Annotated in this window: 15 protein-coding genes; 10 read left to right on the forward strand and 5 right to left on the reverse strand. The window is 73.6% G+C overall.

All coding sequences use genetic code 11. The annotated features are described in order from the left end of the window. The first annotated feature begins 101 nt into the window (after positions 1-101). The 7 genes from EAD96_RS20690 (at position 102) to EAD96_RS20720 (ending at position 6,683) form a co-directional block, all read left to right on the forward strand. A complete protein-coding gene (locus EAD96_RS20690; protein WP_018786307.1) occupies positions 102-599 on the forward strand; it encodes a hypothetical protein in 498 nt (165 codons plus the stop codon). A 124-nt stretch (positions 600-723) separates the two neighbouring features. Further along, complete coding sequence (locus EAD96_RS20695) at positions 724-1,287, forward strand: DUF177 domain-containing protein (RefSeq protein ID WP_120571197.1); 564 nt, start codon at positions 724-726, stop codon at positions 1,285-1,287. A gap of 5 nt (positions 1,288-1,292) precedes the next feature. Continuing rightward, positions 1,293-1,466 carry a 50S ribosomal protein L32 gene (gene rpmF, locus EAD96_RS20700; RefSeq protein ID WP_030500827.1) on the forward strand — a complete coding sequence of 58 codons (174 nt, stop codon included), beginning with the start codon at positions 1,293-1,295 and terminating at the stop codon, positions 1,464-1,466. Positions 1,467-1,598: 132 nt separating this feature from the next. Then, positions 1,599-2,558, forward strand: a complete 960-nt coding sequence (locus tag EAD96_RS20705) for a phosphate acyltransferase PlsX (protein WP_199733247.1) — start codon at positions 1,599-1,601, stop codon at positions 2,556-2,558. After that, positions 2,555-3,370 carry a ribonuclease III gene (gene rnc, locus EAD96_RS20710; RefSeq protein WP_121685472.1) on the forward strand — a complete coding sequence of 272 codons (816 nt, stop codon included), beginning with the start codon at positions 2,555-2,557 and terminating at the stop codon, positions 3,368-3,370. Before EAD96_RS20705 ends, rnc begins: the two co-directional genes overlap by 4 nt. Next, positions 3,363-4,220, forward strand: a complete 858-nt coding sequence (gene mutM / locus EAD96_RS20715; protein WP_121685515.1) for a bifunctional DNA-formamidopyrimidine glycosylase/DNA-(apurinic or apyrimidinic site) lyase — start codon at positions 3,363-3,365, stop codon at positions 4,218-4,220. Before rnc ends, mutM begins: the two co-directional genes overlap by 8 nt. A 240-nt stretch (positions 4,221-4,460) precedes the next feature. Next, on the forward strand, positions 4,461-6,683 hold the full coding sequence (locus EAD96_RS20720) for an MMPL family transporter (protein WP_121685473.1): 2,223 nt from the start codon (positions 4,461-4,463) through the stop codon (positions 6,681-6,683). Positions 6,684-6,908: 225 nt separating this feature from the next. On the opposite strand, the gene EAD96_RS20725 is transcribed toward EAD96_RS20720, so the two are convergent. Both EAD96_RS20725 and EAD96_RS20730 read right to left on the reverse strand, forming a co-directional pair. Then, positions 6,909-7,778, reverse strand: a complete 870-nt coding sequence (locus EAD96_RS20725; protein WP_121685474.1) for an endo alpha-1,4 polygalactosaminidase — start codon at positions 7,776-7,778, stop codon at positions 6,909-6,911. Positions 7,779-7,855: 77 nt separating this feature from the next. Next, a complete protein-coding gene (locus tag EAD96_RS20730) occupies positions 7,856-9,091 on the reverse strand; it encodes a CAP domain-containing protein (RefSeq protein WP_121685475.1) in 1,236 nt (411 codons plus the stop codon). A gap of 372 nt (positions 9,092-9,463) precedes the next feature. On the opposite strand from EAD96_RS20730, the gene EAD96_RS20735 reads away from it, so the two are divergent. From EAD96_RS20735 to EAD96_RS20745, 3 genes are all read left to right on the forward strand, one after another. After that, positions 9,464-9,658: a hypothetical protein gene (locus tag EAD96_RS20735; RefSeq protein WP_013284566.1), complete on the forward strand. Its 195-nt coding sequence runs from the start codon at positions 9,464-9,466 to the stop codon at positions 9,656-9,658. Between the two features lie 315 nt (positions 9,659-9,973). Then, complete coding sequence (gene smc / locus EAD96_RS20740) at positions 9,974-13,573, forward strand: chromosome segregation protein SMC (protein ID WP_121685476.1); 3,600 nt, start codon at positions 9,974-9,976, stop codon at positions 13,571-13,573. After that, positions 13,570-14,187: an HAD family hydrolase gene (locus EAD96_RS20745; protein ID WP_121685477.1), complete on the forward strand. Its 618-nt coding sequence runs from the start codon at positions 13,570-13,572 to the stop codon at positions 14,185-14,187. Before smc ends, EAD96_RS20745 begins: the two co-directional genes overlap by 4 nt. Before the next feature lie 6 nt (positions 14,188-14,193). Here the strand turns inward: EAD96_RS20745 and EAD96_RS20750 are convergent, their stop codons facing one another. From EAD96_RS20750 to EAD96_RS20760, 3 genes are read right to left on the reverse strand one after another with little or no spacing between them, the layout of a single operon-like run. Further along, positions 14,194-14,724: a DinB family protein gene (locus EAD96_RS20750; RefSeq protein WP_120571188.1), complete on the reverse strand. Its 531-nt coding sequence runs from the start codon at positions 14,722-14,724 to the stop codon at positions 14,194-14,196. 52 nt (positions 14,725-14,776) lie between these two features. Next, complete coding sequence (locus tag EAD96_RS20755; RefSeq protein ID WP_121685478.1) at positions 14,777-15,265, reverse strand: universal stress protein; 489 nt, start codon at positions 15,263-15,265, stop codon at positions 14,777-14,779. A 2-nt stretch (positions 15,266-15,267) separates the two neighbouring features. Next, positions 15,268-16,857 carry an MDR family MFS transporter gene (locus tag EAD96_RS20760; protein WP_121685479.1) on the reverse strand — a complete coding sequence of 530 codons (1,590 nt, stop codon included), beginning with the start codon at positions 16,855-16,857 and terminating at the stop codon, positions 15,268-15,270. Between the last annotated feature and the right edge of the window lie 76 nt (positions 16,858-16,933).

Raw genomic sequence — 16,933 nt, forward strand, 5'->3', positions numbered from 1 at the left:
GGGTGTGGGTGGCCTCGGCGCGACATGATGTCTGCAGCGCCGAGACGGGGCGCGAGGCCGCATGATGGAGGGCGGCCGACGAAGACAGGAGTGAGGTACCGGTGGACCCGCTCGATCGCATCGACGAACTGATCGCCATGGTGGAGCAGGCCCGCTCCGTCCCGATGTCGCGCAACAACTGCATGGTCGACCGGGGCGAGATGATCGCCGCGCTCGACGAGCTGCGCGCGGAGCTTCCCGCGGACCTGCGCCGGGCCGCCGCGCTGCTGGAGGAGCGGGACAAGATCATGGAGGCCGGCAAGCGTGAGGCCGACCGGATCATCAGCGAGGGTGAGGCGGAACACGCCCGGCTGGTCTCGGTCAACGAGATCACCGTCTCGGCCGAGCACGAGGGCGCCCGGATCATCGCCGAGGCACGGGCCGAGGCGCAGCGCCTCCGCGAGGAGGTGGACGACTACGTCGACACCGCGCTGGCCAACTTCGAGCAGTTCCTCACCCGGGCGCTGGCCTCGATAGAGCGTGGCCGCGACAAGATGCACGCGCTGCGTGAGATCGGCACCTTCGCCGGGGACGAGGCGGACCGCCCGCTACCCTTCTGAGCGGCGCGCGGGCCGGTCGCCGACAGCCGGCTGCCGTCGGGCCGGAGGTGAGCCCCCGGTTCGACGGTCCGCCCGTCTGGCAGGTAACCTTCTTTGTCGGCCTCTCAACGGCCGGAGTCTGACTATGCCCAAACACTCGCCAAGCACACTCGACCCCAGGTCGCCGCTGGTCCTCGACACGAGGGAACTGCCGCGCCGACCTGGCGCGTTGCGTACGCACAAGCGGGTCGTGCCGGCACCGGCGGACCTCGGCGTCGAGTTGATCGGCGTGCCGGAGGGTGCGGACCTCGACCTCGACCTGAGGTTGGAGTCGGTGTCCGAGGGCGTGCTCGTCTCCGGGACCGTCACCGGTCCCGTCAAGGGCGAGTGCGGCCGCTGCCTGCGCGAGATCGACGACTCGTTGGCCGTGACGATCCAGGAGCTGTACGCGTACGAGCACAGCACCACGGACGACACGACCGACGAGGACGAGGTGGGCCGGATGCAGGGCGATCTGATCGACCTGGAGCCGGCGTTGCGGGACGCGGTGGTGCTGGCGCTGCCGACGAACCCGCTCTGCCGGGAGGACTGCCCAGGCCTGTGCCCCGAGTGTGGGGTGCACTGGGACGATCTGCCGGCCGACCACAGCCATCAGCAGGTCGACCCGCGTTGGGCGAGCCTGACGCAACTGACCCGTACAGAGGAGTAAGAACCGTGGCCGTCCCCAAGCGCAAGATGTCGCGCAGCAACACCCGCGCCCGCCGGGCGAACTGGAAGGCCTCGGCGGTGGCGACCGTGGCCTGCCCGCAGTGCAAGTCGGCCAAGCTGCCGCACGCCGCCTGCTCCGTCTGCGGCACCTACAACGGCCGTCAGGTCCTCGAGGTCTGACCCGGCCGCCGAGTGACGTCCCCGACCACCGGTCGGGTGACGCGCGCACCAAGGCTCTCGCCCGGTGCCCCGGCTCCCGCCACCGCCGACCGGCTTCAGGCCGGCGGACCGTCGGAGCCGGGCACCGCGCGGATCGCCGTCGACCTCCTCGGCGGGGACGATGCTCCCGCCGTCGTGGTTGACGGCGCTCTGCGAGCGGTACGCACGGATCCCGCCCTGCACCTGCTGCTCGTCGGCCCGATCGAGGTGGCCGACGAGCTGATCGGTGCGCTCGAACCGGCCCAGCGCGCCCGGGTCACGGTCCGCCCGGTGCGGACCGCCGTCGGCATGGCCGACCATCCCACCGCCGCCCGCGGCGAGAGCACGGTACGCACCGCCGTGCAGGCCGTCCGCGACGGACTCGCCGACGCGGTCGTCTCCGCCGGCTCGACCGGCGCCACGGTCACCGCCGCCGCGCTCGGCCTCGGCCGCTGGACCGGGATACGCCGGCCCGCGCTCGCCGCCACGCTGCCCGCCGTCGAAGGACCGGTGGTGCTGCTCGACGTCGGCGGCACGCTCGAACCCGGCCCGGCCACGCTGGCCCGCCACGCCCTCCTCGGCGCCGCCTACGCGTCGGTGGCCCACGCCGTCACCGCGCCCCGCGTCGGGCTGCTCTCCGTCGGCCTCGAAACGGGCAAGGGCGACCGCCTGCGCCGGATCGCCGCGCCCGCGCTCGCCGCCGCGCCGCTGCCCTGCGACGGCCGCTACGTCGGCCTGGTCGAGGGGTACGACATCTCGCTCGGTGCCCGCGCCGACGTCGTGGTGACCGACGGCTTCACCGGAAACGTCCTGCTGAAGGCCATCGAGGGCGCGTACGCCATGGCCGGCGGCCCACCGTCACGCGGCGGCGCCCCGCGTGCCGCGGCCCTGCTCGGGGTGGGCGGCACCGTGGTCGTGTGCCACGGCGCGGCCGGCTCCGAGGACGTCGCCTCCGGTATCGCGCTGGCCGCCCACCTGTGGCGCCGTGACGCCGCCGGGACGGTCCGCGGCCTGCTCGACGACATCCCGCACGATCTCGCACCTGACCGACACGACACCGAGGTAGCACCATGACCAACGACAAGCGGCGGCGTGCTCCCGTCGGCCACCTGGAGGCGGCCTTCGGGGTGTCGCTCGACCCGGAGCTGCTGGAGCGCGCGCTGACCCACCGCTCGTACGCGTACGAGAACGGTGGCCTGCCCACGAACGAGCGGCTGGAGTTCCTGGGCGACTCGGTCCTCGGCGTGGTGATCACCACAGCGCTGTTCCACAACCACCCCGACCTGCCCGAGGGGCAGTTGGCGAAGCTGCGCGCCAGCGTGGTCAACATGCGGGCGCTCGCCGACGTGGCGCGTGGCCTCGGCCCGGACGGGCTCGGCGCGTACCTGCTGCTGGGCAAGGGCGAGGAGGCCACCGGCGGACGGGACAAGGCGAGCATCCTGGCCGACACGCTGGAGGCGCTGCTGGGCGCGATCTACCTCCAGTACGGCCTGGACACCGCGGCCATCGTGATCCACCGGCTGTTCGACCCGCTGATGGCCGAGTCGGCGGGCCGGGGCGCGGCACTGGACTGGAAGACCAGCCTCCAGGAGCTGACCGCCGCGCTCGGGCTCGGCGTGCCCGAGTACCGGATCGAGGGCACCGGGCCGGACCACCTCAAGACGTTCACCGCCTGGGTGGTGGTGGCCGGCAACCGCTACGGCGGCGCGGAGGGGCGCAGCAAGAAGGAGGCCGAGCAGCGCGCGGCCGAGTCGGCCTGGCGCACGCTCACCGAGCAGGCCGAGGCGGCGGCACGGGCCGAGGCGGACGCGGCGGCGCAGGCCCCGGACGGGACGAGCCCACAGGCCGACACGACGGATGTCGAGGCGGGCGCCGGCCGTGCCTGAGCTGCCCGAGGTCGAGACCGTCCGGGTGGGACTCGCCCAGTGGGTGATCGGCCGGCGGATCGCCGCCGTCGAGGTGCGCCACCCGAGGGCGGTACGCCGGCACGCGCCCGGTGGCGCGCACTTCGCCGACGTGCTCGCCGGCCGGACGATCACCGGCGTACGGCGCCGGGGCAAGTACCTCTGGCTGCCGCTGGACAGCGGCGACGCGGTGATCGGCCACCTCGGCATGTCCGGCCAGCTGCTGTTGCAGCCGGTCGGCGCGGCCGACGAGCTGCACCTGCGGGTCCGGTTCCGGTTCGCCGACGACGGGCCGGAGCTGCGCTTCGTCGACCAGCGCACGTTCGGCGGGCTGTCCGTCTCCGAAGGCGGGGCGGAGCTGCCCGCGGAGATCGCGCACATCGCCCGCGACCCGATGGACCCGGAGTTCTCCGACGAGGCGTTCGTGGCGGCGCTGCGCCGCAAGCGTACGGAGGTCAAACGCGCGCTGCTCGACCAGACGCTGATCTCCGGGGTGGGCAACATCTACGCCGACGAGGCACTGTGGCGGGCGAAGCTGCACGGCGCCCGCCCGGCCGACGCGCTCACCCGTCCGGCCGCGCTGCGGCTGCTCGGACACGTCCGGGACGTGCTCGCCGAGGCGATCAAGCAGGGCGGCACCAGCTTCGACGAGCTGTACGTCAACGTCAACGGCGAGAGCGGCTACTTCGACCGGTCGCTCAACGCGTACGGCCGGGAGGGGGAGCCCTGCCCGCGCTGCGGCGCGCCCATCCGGCGCGAGGCGTTCATGAACCGGTCCTCCTACAGCTGCCCGCGATGCCAGCCGCGGCCCCGGGGCACCCTCCGGGGATGACCCCGAGCCGGTTCGGGGTTGCGCCGGTGTGCATCGCCCGACGGTCCCCGGAGACGCGCCGGAGCATACCCGGAGATGCCCTTTTCCGCCCGGTCCGCGCGGCCGGAACCGGCCGCGCGGACCTCGCCGCCCGGATCGGGGACGAGCGGGGGCCGTTCCCCGATGTCGGGGCCCCCGCCTGCTGCCTAGCGTCATCCTGGGTCGGCGCAGGGCCGGCATCAGGAGGGTGGAACCCGGGACATGGGCAGGCGACCGGTGACCGTGCGGCTGGCACGGTGGAGTGCGGAGCATCCGTGGCGCGCGATCGCGTTGTGGGTGGTCTTCGTGGCGGTGTGTTTCGTCGGCGGCAGCGCCGCCGGGCTGAACGAGGCCACCGACGAGGATCAGGCGATCGGCGAGTTCGGACGGGCACAGCTGATCGTCGACAGTGGCGGGTTCGACCAGCCGGCCACGGAGAACGTGCTGATCACCGCCCGGTCGGGTCCGCTCGACGAGGCCGCCGCGAAGGCCGCCGCGCAGGACGCGGCGGACCGGCTGCGGCAGGTCGACGGCGTGGCGTCGATCGGTACGCCGATGCCGTCGCGCGACGGCAGCGCGCTGCTGGTGCCGATCACCATGTCGGGCGACCCGGGCACCGCCGGGGACCGGGTGCAGCCGCTGCGGGACACCACCGCGAAGGTGCAGGTCGCGCACCCGCAACTGCGGGTGGAGCAGGTCGGCGGCCCGTCGATCGACAAGGCGCTCGACGACACGCTCGGCAAGGACTTCAAGCGCGCCGAGCTGCTCAGCCTGCCGGTGACGCTGGCCATCCTGATCATCGCGTTCGGCGCGCTGATCGCCGCCGGGGTGCCGGTGCTGCTGGCGCTCTCCTCGGTGGCCGCCGCGATGGGTCTCTCCACACTCGCGTCGCACCTGGTGCCGGCCACCGACACCACCGCGAGCGTGATCCTGCTGATCGGCATGGCGGTCGGTGTGGACTACTCGCTGTTCTACGTGCGGCGGGAACGGGAGGAACGGGCGAAGGGCCGGTCCGGCCTGGACGCCGTGGAGATCGCGGCGGAGACCTCCGGGCACGCCGTGGTGGTCTCCGGCACCGCCGTGATCATCTCGATGGGCGGTCTGCTGCTCGCCCAGGACGCGATCTTCTCCTCGCTGGCGGTCGGCTCGATCCTGGTGGTGGCGGTCGCCGTGATCGGCTCGCTCACAGTGCTGCCGGCGCTGCTGGCGAAGCTGGGCCGCTGGGTGGACCGGCCGCGGGTGCCGCTGCTGTGGCGCCTCACCGCCCCGCGCACCGGGCGGGACGGGCAGCCGGCCCGGCCCCGGTTCTGGCCGGCGGTGCTCAAGCCGGCGCTGCGCGCGCCGGTGGCCACGCTGCTGATCTCGGTCGCGCTGCTGCTCGCGCTCGCCGCGCCCGCGCTCGGCATGAAGCTGAAGTTCCCCGGCCCGGAGGACGTGCCGCGCAACACCGCGGCCATGCAGGCGTACGACCGGCTCACCGCGGCGTTCCCGAGCAACGGCACCAGTCACACGGTGGCCGTGCGGGCGCCCGCCGAGCAGGCCGACCGGGTGCGGGCCGCGCTCACCGACCTGGCCGGCCGTACCACCGCCGACCCGCTCTTCGCGCCGGCCGAGGGGGACGGCCCGAAGATCCAGGTGTCGGCGGACCGGCGGGTGTCGGTGCTGGAGGTGGCCACGCCGCACGCCAGCCGCTCCGACGAGGCGTCCCGGTCGCTGCACGAGCTGCGCGAGGACCTGGTCCCAGCCACGCTCGGCGGCATCCCGGGCGTGGAGTACGCGGTCGGCGGCGGCGTGGCCGCCAGTGAGGACTACGCCGCCCACATCTGGGCGAAGCTGCCGATCGTCGCGGCGTTCGTGCTGGCGCTGACGTTCCTGGTGATGGCGTGGACGTTCCGGTCGGTGGTGGTGGCGCTGACCTCGATCGTGCTGAACCTGCTCTCCGCCGGCGCCGCGTACGGGCTGCTGGTGCTGGTCTTCCAGAGCGACTGGGCGGAGGGGCTGCTCGGCTTCACCTCGATGGACGCGATCGTCACCTGGCTGCCGCTGTTCCTGTTCGTGGTGCTGTTCGGACTGTCCATGGACTACCACGTGTTCGTGGTGAGCCGGATCCGCGAGGCGGTCGACCGGGGGATGCCCAACCGGGAGGCGGTGGCGCACGGCATCACCTCCTCGGCCGGGGTGGTGACCAGCGCGGCGGTGGTGATGGTGGCGGTGTTCTCCATCTTCGCCACGCTCAGCATGATCGACTTCAAGCAGCTCGGCATCGGCCTGGCGGCGGCGATCCTGCTGGACGCCACGATCATCCGCGCGGTCGTGCTCCCGTCGGTGATGACGCTGCTGGGTGACGCGAACTGGTGGGCGCCGCGCTTCATGCGCCGCCGTACGGCCGCCCCGGCGGTCGAGCCGCCGCCCGCACCGGCGCCGGAACTGGTCGGCGCCCGCTGACCAGGGCGCCCAGGCGGCGTACGGCCCGCACGACATGCCCCGGGAGTCACGGCTCCCGGGGCATGCCGGTTCCGGTTCTTCGCCGTGGACTAAGGCCCCGACCAGCGGGGCATCTGGGCCGCCATGGACGAACAGCTGTCGCCGGCGGCCCGTCGCGCCCCGGCCTCCGCATCCCGCCGGCGGGCGTCGTGAGCACCGACGCCGACGGGCGGGGGCGCCGGGGCGTCAGGGCAGCGCGCACGGCTCCCGCCAGGAGTCCAGCTGGCGGTCCTTGCGGATCGAGGCGAAGCCGTAGCCGACCGAGGTGACGCAGAAGTCCGCCGGCTCGCCGGTGTACTCGACGTGGAAGACCGGCTTGCCGGCGTCGACGAACGGCAGCAGCTTCGCGCACTCGCGGCGGCGTACGCACTCCTGGTTGACCGCGAAGTCGAAGTCGGGGGCCAGCGCGGCCACCTGCGCGACGTCGTCGACCAGGCCGGGGGAGAGGTCCAGCTTGCGGGCCAGCCCGGCCAGCCGGCGGTTGAACAGCAGCTGGTCGTCGAAGTCCAGCGGGAAGCCGGAGCGGTGCCGGTAGCCGTCCGCGTCGGCGAACGCCACCGCGCCGAAACCCTTGCCTCGGCACAGCCGGAACCGGTCGGCCAGCACCGGCGCGAGCGCGTCCCAGTTCCGTACGTCCAGGAAGCGGCTTCCCGGCCGCCCCGGCACGGCCGTGCCGCGTACGGCGACGGGGAAGCGGGTGGCGTCCGGTTCGTCGGCGGCGTACGTGCCGACCCGGACGTGGCAGACCAGCCGGCGGTCCTGCTCGCGCAGCGCGGCGGTCTCGGCCGAGGTGGTCGCCACCGGGTCGAGGAGGAAGACGTCGGCGTCGACAGTGGTGTCCACCGGGGCGGTGAGCTGCCACTGCCAGCGCCAGCTGCCGGCCTGGGCGGCCGGCCAGGGCGTGGGCGCGCCGGGCGGCGTGATCGGCCGGCGGCAGGCCGGCACCGGGGCGAGCAGCAGCGCGGTCAGCGCGAGCGCCACGCCCCGGCGCGGGCCACGTCGGCGGACGTGGGCCGACCGGGAGCGCGGCACGGCCCACACCGGCCGGATCCGCATCGACAGCTCCCCGGACGCGGGCGGCCCGACGCCGCCCCCGACCGGTCAACGAGCGCCGGGCCGGTCACGACGCGCGGTCAGCTCGGGGTGGCGAAGACCTGCGTCCAGTACGGCCCGTTGCTGCGCGCGACGCCCACACCGATCTGGGTGTACGAGCAGTTGAGGATGTTCTTCCGGTGGCCTTCGGAGTTCATCCAGCCCTCCATGACCGCCGCCGGGGTCTGGTAGTTCCAGGCCACGTTCTCGCCCACCATGCGGTAGCTGTAGCCGGCGGCCTTGACCCGGTCCCAGGGCTGGCTGCCGTCGCTGCCCGTGTGGTCCATCTTCTTGTGGTCGGCCTGGTCCTGGCTGTGCCGCTGGGCGGCCAGGTTCAGCTTGGCGTTGACGGTGAGCGCCTTGCAGCCGGCCTTCGCCCGCTCCTGGTTGACGATCGTGACGACCTTCTGGAGTTCGGCGCTGAGCCCGGTCGTGGCGGTGGCCTTGGTGCTCGTGGAGCCGCCGCTCGACCCGCTCGACCCGCCGCCGCTCGGGGCGCTGCTGCGCTCCTGCTGCCGCGACGGTGCGGTGCTGCGGCTCGGCTTAGGGGTGGCCTTCTTCGTCGGGCTCGGCGCGGCGGTGGTCGGTACGGCCGACGGGCTCGCCGAGTCGGGGGCGAGCGCGTCGGCCGGCCCCTCCTCGGTGCCGTCGGGCGCCTGCGGCGCGGCGGCCACCGGCGCGTCGGCGGACGTGCGCTTGGTGCCCTGGTCGTCGCCGGGCAGCAGGACGGCGCCCACGCCGAGGCTCACCACGAGCGTCGCCGCGGCGGCGGCCCCGCCGATCACGAGCGGCCGGGACAGGCGCCGCTTCGGGCGCCGGTCGTCGGCGGGGGTGTCGGTCGCCGGCTGCCAGGTCGCGGCGGGCTGCTCCCAGCCGCCGGCCGGCTGCTCGTGCCCCTGCCAGGCGGTGGGCTGTTCCTGGCCCTGCCACGCCGCGGGCTGTTCCTGGCCCTGCCACGCCGCGGGCTGCTCGTGGCCCTGCCACGCGGGCTCCTGGCCGTGCCAGGCGGCGGTCGGCTGCTCCTCGCCGTTCCACCGGTCCCGGGGCGGCGGGTAGGAGCCGGCGGGTCCGTAGGCCGGGGGCGCGCTCTCGGGGCGGTAGCCCTCGGCGGCCGGCGCGGGTCCGTGACCGGCGGGCGGCTGCTGCGCTCCGTCCCCGAACAGGTACGACGACCGCGGCTCGGGCCGGTCGCTGAGCCACGCCGGACCCTCGTCGGTCGGCGGCTCGGGACGCCGGCGGGCGCCCTCCGGTTCGATCGGGTCGTTCCAGCGGTACACGCCTGTCCCCTCCACGGGTCGGTTGCGGGCCCGGGTGACGCTACGGGTGCGCTCCAAGCTGCGGCAACGTGGCTAAGAAAGAGTTAAGGCGAAGCCGGCGGCAAGGATGAGTCGTTCACACATTTCCGGCGTACAGTAAAGGCGTCCGGACAGAGCGTGTCCGCGCCTTGTGGCAGCCCCCCGGCGAGTGGACCGGCCGACGTGGAGATGATCTACGGCCTTGGTCAACTTGACGAAGGAGGGGGTTTCGGCTCAATATGTAGGTGTCGCCAGTCGCGCCCAGCCATGCCCCGATGCAGTGGGAATGGTAGCCGCGAACATCATGGGCGCGCGTTGGCCGGCCTTTCCGGCAGCGCACATCAAGGAGTCAGCATGGCGAAGGCCCTCTACGGCCACGTAAGTGCAGCGCCCGACCGGCGTCTGCTCGACGAGGTCACCCGACTGCGTGCCAGGGTTCAGGCACTGGAGTTCGAGATCACGCGTCTGCGCGCCGACAACGATCGGCTCGCGGCGGCAGCGGCGGAGGCGGATGACCTCCTCCGTCTGGCTGAGCCCGCACTGACCTGATCTCCAGTTGTCGGAAAACTGAATCGCACCACACCGAAAAGCGCGCCGACACTCAAGTGCCGGCGCGCAGCCATGTTCGTACCCCTTTTCGTCGCTGCCGCCGCAATTATCGATCTTGCGGAACCGCCCGGAATTGCGCCCGGTAATTGTGATCATGCATTTCCGTTCCCTCCGCGACCACCGGGCCGAAAGCGGACAGCAGGTCCGGCGGGTGGGTCGCGTGGCGGCGGCGCCCCGGTCCCGGGTTAGTCTGCGGGTTCACCAGGTCCGCGCAGCCGGCGACGGTACGGCGGCCACCGGACGAGGATCGAGAAGGTGCATCTCAAGAGCCTGACGGTGAAGGGCTTCAAATCCTTCGCCTCCGCCACGACGTTGAAGCTGGAGCCCGGGATCACCTGCGTGGTGGGCCCGAACGGCTCCGGCAAGTCCAACGTCGTCGACGCCATCGCCTGGGTGCTCGGCGAGCAGGGCGCCAAGGCGCTGCGCGGCGGCAAGATGGAGGACGTCATCTTCGCCGGCACCGCCGGGCGGGCGCCGCTGGGCCGGGCCGAGGTCACCCTCACCATCGACAACACCGACGGCGCGCTGCCGATCGAGTACACCGAGGTCTCCATCACCCGCCGGATGTTCCGCTCCGGCGAGAGCGAGTACGAGATCAACGGCGACTCCTGCCGTCTGCTGGACATCCAGGAGCTGCTGTCCGACTCGGGCATCGGCCGCGAGATGCACATCATCGTCGGGCAGGGCCGGCTCGACGGGATGCTGCACGCCAAGCCGGAGGACCGGCGGGCGTTCATCGAGGAGGCGGCGGGCGTCCTCAAGCACCGCAAGCGCAAGGAGAAGGCGCTGCGGAAGCTCGACGCGATGCAGACCAACCTCAACCGTCTGACCGACCTCACCGCGGAGCTGCGCCGCCAGCTCAAGCCGCTGGGCCGGCAGGCCGAGGTGGCCCGCCGCGCCGCCGGGATCCAGGCCAACCTGCGCGACGCCCGGCTGCGGCTGCTCGCCGACGACCTGCACACGCTGCGGACCACACTGGACAAGGAGATCGCCGACGAGACCGCGCTGCGCGAGCGGCGCGAGCTGATCGAGGCCGAGCACGGCGAGGTGCAGGGCCGCCTCGGCGAGCTGGAGGCGGCGCTGGCCGAGGACGCGCCGCTGCTCGCGGCGGCGCAGGACACCTGGTACCGCCTCTCCGCGCTCCAGGAGCGGTTCCGCTCGATCGAGCAGTTGGCCCGGGAGCGGCTGCGTCACCTCAGCGCCGCCGGCGACGACGAGCGCCCCGGCCGCGACCCGGAGCAGCTGGAGGCGGAGTCGCGGCGCGTACGCGAGCAGGAGGAGGAGCTGCGCGCCGCGCTCACCGAGGACCAGATCCGGCTGGCCGAGGCGGTCGAGCACCGCCAGGAGCTGGAACGGCAGCTCGCCGCCGCCGAGCGGGAACTGGTCGCCGCCGCCAAGGCCATCGCCGACCGGCGGGAGGGGCTGGCCCGCCTGACCGGCCAGGTCAACTCCGCCCGGGCGCGGACCACGAGCGCCGGCGAGGAGATCGAACGGCTGGCCGTCGCGCACACCGACGCGATGGGCCGGGCCGAGAAGGCGCAGGCCGACCTGGACGCGGTCGCCGAACAGTCCACCGAGGCGGACCGGGACAACGCCGACCTGGACGCCCGGCACGACGAGGCGGTGGCCGTGCACGAGCGGGCCCAGGCGGCGGTGCGCAGCCTGGCCGACGGTGAGCGCGCCGCCGAGAAGGACGCCGCCACCTGGAAGGCCCGCGAGGAGGCGCTCGCCATGGGCCTGCGCCGCAAGGACGGCGCCGGTGAGCTGCTCGCCCGCGCCGACCAGGTGCCGGGGCTGCTCGGCAGCCTCGCCGGGCTGCTCACCGTCGCCCCCGGTGACGAGGCAGCGCTGGCCGCCGCGCTGGGTGGCCTGGCCGACGCGGTGGCGGTCAGCGGCGTGGACGAGGCGGTCGAGGCGATGCGGCTGCTGAAGATCTCCGACGCCGGCCGGGCCGGGCTGCTCGTCGGCAGCCCCGCCGGGCCGGGCATGGACGGCTCCGCCGACGCGCTGCGCCCGAAGCTGCCCGAGGGCGCCCGCTGGGCCCCGGACCTGGTGGAGTGCTCGGCCGCGATCCGCCCGGCCGTGCACCGGGCGCTGCGCGACGTGGCGCTCGTCGACGACCTGGCCGCCGCGTCCGCGCTCGTCGCCGCGAACCCGGAGCTTCGCGCGGTCACCCCCGACGGCGACGTGGTCGGTGCGTACGCGGCGGCGGGCGGGTCGGCCAAGGCGCCGAGCTTCATCGAGGTGCAGGCCGCCGTCGAGGAGGCGCGCGCCAACCGGGCCACCGCCGAACGCGCCGCCGCCGAGCTGCGCGAACAGCTGGCCGAGGCGCGCGCCGAGGTGACCGCTGCCAAGGAGGCGGTGCAGCATGCCGCCGCCGCCAAGCGGGAGGCGGAGAGCCACCGCAACGCCGCCGCGCGCCGCCTCGCCGAACTGGGCGCCGCCGCCCGCTCGGCGAAGGCGGAGACCGACCGTCTCGGCGAGTCCCGGGCCCGCGCCGAGGCGGCCCGGGAACGGGATCTGGCCGCGCTCGCCGAGTTGGAGGAACGGCTCCGGCTGGCCGAGGCCACCCCGATCGACGCCGAGCCGTCCACCGAGGAGCGGGACCAGCTCGCCGCCATGGTGCCGCAGGCACGGCAGAACGAGATGGAGGTCCGGCTCGCGGTGCGTACCGCAGAGGAGCGGGTGGCCTCGATCGCCGGGCGGGCCGACTCGCTGGCCCGGCAGGCCACCGCCGAACGGGCGGCGCGGGAGCGCGCCGCGGCCCGGCGCGCGGCCCGCACGCGCGGCGCCCAGATCGCCCGGGCCGTGGTCGGCGGCGCCCGCGAGGCGCTCACCCGGCTCACCGTCTCGATCGCCCGGGCCGAGGAGCACCGCGACGCGGTCGCCCGCGAGCGCGCCGCCCGCGAGGCCGAGCTGTCCGAGGTACGCGGCGCGGCCAAGCGCCTCGCCGCCGAGCTGGAACGGCTCACCAGCCAGGTGCACCGCGACGAGGTGGCCCGCGCCGAGCAGCGGATGCGCATCGAGCAGCTGGAGGCGAAGGCCGCCGAGGACTTCGGGCTGGACGTGGCCACGCTCGTCGCCGAGTACGGCCCGGACCGGCTGGTCCCGCCGACCGACGCGGACGTGGCGCTGGCCGAGAAGGACGGCCGGCCGGTGCCCGAGCCGGTCCGCTACGAGCGGCCGGTGCAGGAGAAGCGGGCGGCCAAGGCGGAGCGGGAACTGGCCCTGTTGGGCAAGGTGAACCCGCTCGCGCTGGAGGAGTTCGCGGCGCTGGAGGAGCGCTTCAAGTTCCTCTCCGAGCAGCTGGAGGATCTCAAGGCCACCCGGCGCGACCTGCTCACCGTGGTCAAGGACGTGGACGACCGCATCCTGGAGGTCTTCGCCAGCGCGTTCGAAGACACCGCCCGGGAGTTCGAGCAGGTCTTCACCGTGCTGTTCCCCGGCGGCGAGGGCCGGTTGGTGCTCACCGACCCGGAGGACCTGCTCACCACCGGTGTCGAGGTCGAGGCCCGCCCGCCGGGCAAGAAGATCAAGCGGCTCTCGCTGCTCTCCGGCGGGGAGCGGTCGCTGACCGCCGTGGCGATGCTCGTGGCGATCTTCCGCGCCCGGCCCAGCCCGTTCTACATCATGGACGAGGTGGAGGCGGCGCTCGACGACGTGAACCTGGGCCGCCTGATCACGCTGCTGGCGCAGTTGCGGGAGAAGAGCCAGCTCATCGTGATCACGCACCAGAAGCGGACCATGGAGATCGCCGACGCGCTCTACGGGGTGACCATGCGCGCCGGTGTGACCCAGGTGATCAGCCAGCGGCTCAACCGGGCCGACGACGAGGAACAGGTGACGAGCGAGTGAGTCGGGAACGCGCCACGGCGCTCCTGGTGGACTTCGACGGCGTGCTGCGCCGCTGGGATCCGGCGGTGGCCGCCGGTGTCGAGCGGGAGTACGGGCTGACCGAGGGTGTCCTCGGTGAGATCGCGATGTCCTGGGGAATGCTCCAGCCGGTGCTCACCGGCCAGGTCAGCCACGCCCAGTGGATGATGAGCGTCGCCGACGCGCTGACCCCCGCGGTCGGCGTGGATCGGGCGCGTGCGGCCGTTGCGGAGTGGCAGAGCTACCGCGGCGAGGTCGACCCGGAGGTGCTGGCGTTCGTCCGCGAGGTGCGGGCGGCGGGCATCCGGGTGGGGCTGGGCACCAACGCCACCGACCTGCTCGACGCCGACCTGGCCGCGCTGGGCCTGACCGAGGAGCTGGACGTGATCGTCAACTCCTCGGTCATCGGGGTGCACAAGCCGGCGAAGGAGTACTTCCAGGCCGCCTGCGAGGCACTGGAGACGCCGCCGGCGCGGGTGCTGTTCGTCGACGACGAGGACCGCGCGGTGGCCGGTGCCCGGGTGGCGGGCCTGTCCGCGCACCGCTGGAGCGGCCCGGCCGACCTGCGGTACCTGCGGGCGGCGCTGGCGTACTGAGCCGGGTCAGCTTCCGGTCACGCCGTCGACGCGTTCCCGGATCAGGTCCGCGTGGCCGTTGTGCCGGGCGTACTCCTCGATCACGTGCACGTACACCCAGCGGAGGCTGATCTCGCCGGTGCTGCCGTCGGGCAGGCGGTGCCGGAACGTGTGGTCCAGCGGCAGGTCGGCAACGGCTCGGTCGGCCGCCTCGATCTCGGCCCGCAGCGTGGCGAACGCCTCGGCCGGGTCCGCGTCGGCGATGTCGTTGAGGTCGGCGTCCGGGTCGGTGCTGTAGTCGTAGAGGTCCGGCAGGTCCAGGCCGGCGGCGCGGTGGCGGAACCACCACCGTTCGACGTCGGCCAGGTGCCGGACCAGGCCGAGCAGCGTCAGCCCGGAGGGCTCCACGCTCGGTGTGCGCAGTTGCTCGGCGGTCAGCCCGGCGCACTTGTGTTGCAGGGTGTCACGGTGGAGGTCGAGCCAGCCTTGCAGCATGGTGCGCTCGTCGGCGACGTAGGGCTCGTGGCGGCGGTCGATCTCGGGTGCGGTCCAGGTCATCCGAGGGATGCTAGGTGAGCGCCGGGCACGCCGCGACGCGTTAACCGCCGGGTCACGGCACCACGACGACCGGCCAGCGGCCGGTGCGGACCAGCCGGGTGGCGACCGAGCCGACCAGCCTGTGCCCGGCCTGCTCGGAGGAGCCGACCACCACCATGTCGGCGCGGTGCTCGTCGGCGGCCCGGCACAGCTCGGTGTAGGCGTCGCCGCGCCGGCACAGGAACGTCACCGGCAGGTCCAGTTCCTCGGCCCCGCGCCGGCACTCGTCGCGCAGCTCGTCGGCCAGCTCGTCGTGGGTCTGCTGGACCGCCCCGGCCACCACGCCGGAGAGCATCGCGCTGTACGAGGCCGGCGAGCTGACGAACACCGCCACCAGCGTGGCGCCCTGCCGCCGGGCCAGTCCGGCGGCGTACGCGGCGGCGCGCATCGAGGTGCGGCTGCCGTCCACGCCGACGAGGACCACCCGTGGCCCGTCCGTACCCCGTTCGTAGGGCAGCGGACGGGTCCGCGGGCCGTACCGCTCACGTTCCGCGGCGTCCATCGTCAGTCTCCCGCTCGCGCCGGGATCGCGTCGGCCGTCTCCCGCCCGGCGGGGACCGGCTCGGCGTTGGAGCGGCGCAGCGGCACCTCCCGGATGAGGACCACCGCGACGAGGGCGAGCAGCCCGAACGGTGCGGCGGCCAGGAAGATGTCACCGGCGGCGTGGCCGTACGCGGCCTCGACCACGTCCCGGATCGGGCCGGGCAGCGTGTGCACGTCCGGCAGCCCGCCGCCGCCCGACCCGGAGGCCGGGATGCCGAGGCGGCTCAGGCCGTCGGCCATGTAGCCGGTGACCCGGTGCCCGAGCACCGCGCCGAGCGCGCTCACGCCGATCGCGCCGCCGAGGCTGCGGAAGAACGCCACCACCGAGCTGGCCGCGCCGAGTTCGTCCGGGCGGACCGTGTTCTGCACGGCCAGCACCAGGTTCTGCATGCTCATGCCGACGCCGAGGCCGATCAGGGCCATGAAGACGGCGAGGTGCCAGTACGGTGTGTCCGCGCGCATGGTGCCCATCAACGCGAAGCCGGCGGTGAGCAGCACCGAGCCGATGACCAGCCAGCTCTTCCAGCGGCCGGTGGCGGTGATGATCCGGCCGACCACCGTGGAGGAGACCAGCAGGCCGCCGATCATCGGGAGCGTCATCAGGCCGGACATGGTCGGGCTGGCGCCGCGGCTGATCTGGAAGTACTGCCCGAGGAACACCGAGGCGCCGAACATGCCGACGCCGACCGCGATGCTGGCGACGACGGCGAGCGTGATGGTGCGGTTGCGGAACAGCCGCGGCGGGATCATCGGGTCGGCGGCACGCTTCTCGACCCGGGCGGCGAGCACACCGAGCGCCGCCGCGCCGGCCACCATCACGCCGCTCTGCCAGGAGATCCAGTCGTACTTGTCGCCGGCCAGCGTGATCCAGACGAGCAGCAGCGAGACGGCGGCGGTGATGAGCGTGGCGCCCCACCAGTCGATCTTCACCTCGCGCTTGACCACCGGAAGGCGCAGCGTCCGCTGGAGCACGACCAGGGCGAGCACGGCGAACGGCACGCCGACGTAGAAGCACCAGCGCCAGCCGAGCCAGGAGGTGTCCACGATCACGCCGCCGATCAGCGGGCCGCCGATGGTGCCGACGGCCATCACGGCGCCGAGGTAGCCGCTGTACCGGCCGCGCTCGCGCGGCGCGATCATCGTCGCCATGATCACCTGGGCGAGGGCGGTGAGGCCGCCCGCGCCGACGCCCTGCACGACCCGGCAGGCGATCAGCTCACCGGTGGTCTGTGCCTGCCCGGCGAGCACCGAGCCCAGCACGAAGACCACCAGGGAGAGCTGGACCAGCAGCTTCTTGCTGAACAGGTCGGAGAGCTTGCCCCAGATGGGCGTGGTCGCGGTGGTCGCCAGCAGCGTCGAGGTGACCACCCAGGTGTACGCGGACTGGCCGCCGCGCAGGTCGGTGATGATCCGCGGCAGCGCGTTGGAGACGACCGTGGAGGAGAGGATCGCGACGAACATGCCCAGCAGCAGGCCGGAGAGCGCCTCCAGGATCTGCCGGTGGGACATGTCGACGGCGGTCGCCCGTGCGGGCGCAGTCGCCTGAGTCATCGTGGATTGCCTCCGGAGCGGGGGAGAAAGGTTGCCTCGGGCAACCGTATGAGGTGGTTGCCCAAAGCAACAACTT

The sequence above is a fragment of the Micromonospora sp. BL1 genome, assembly GCF_003667485.1.
Lineage (GTDB): Bacteria > Actinomycetota > Actinomycetes > Mycobacteriales > Micromonosporaceae > Micromonospora > Micromonospora tulbaghiae.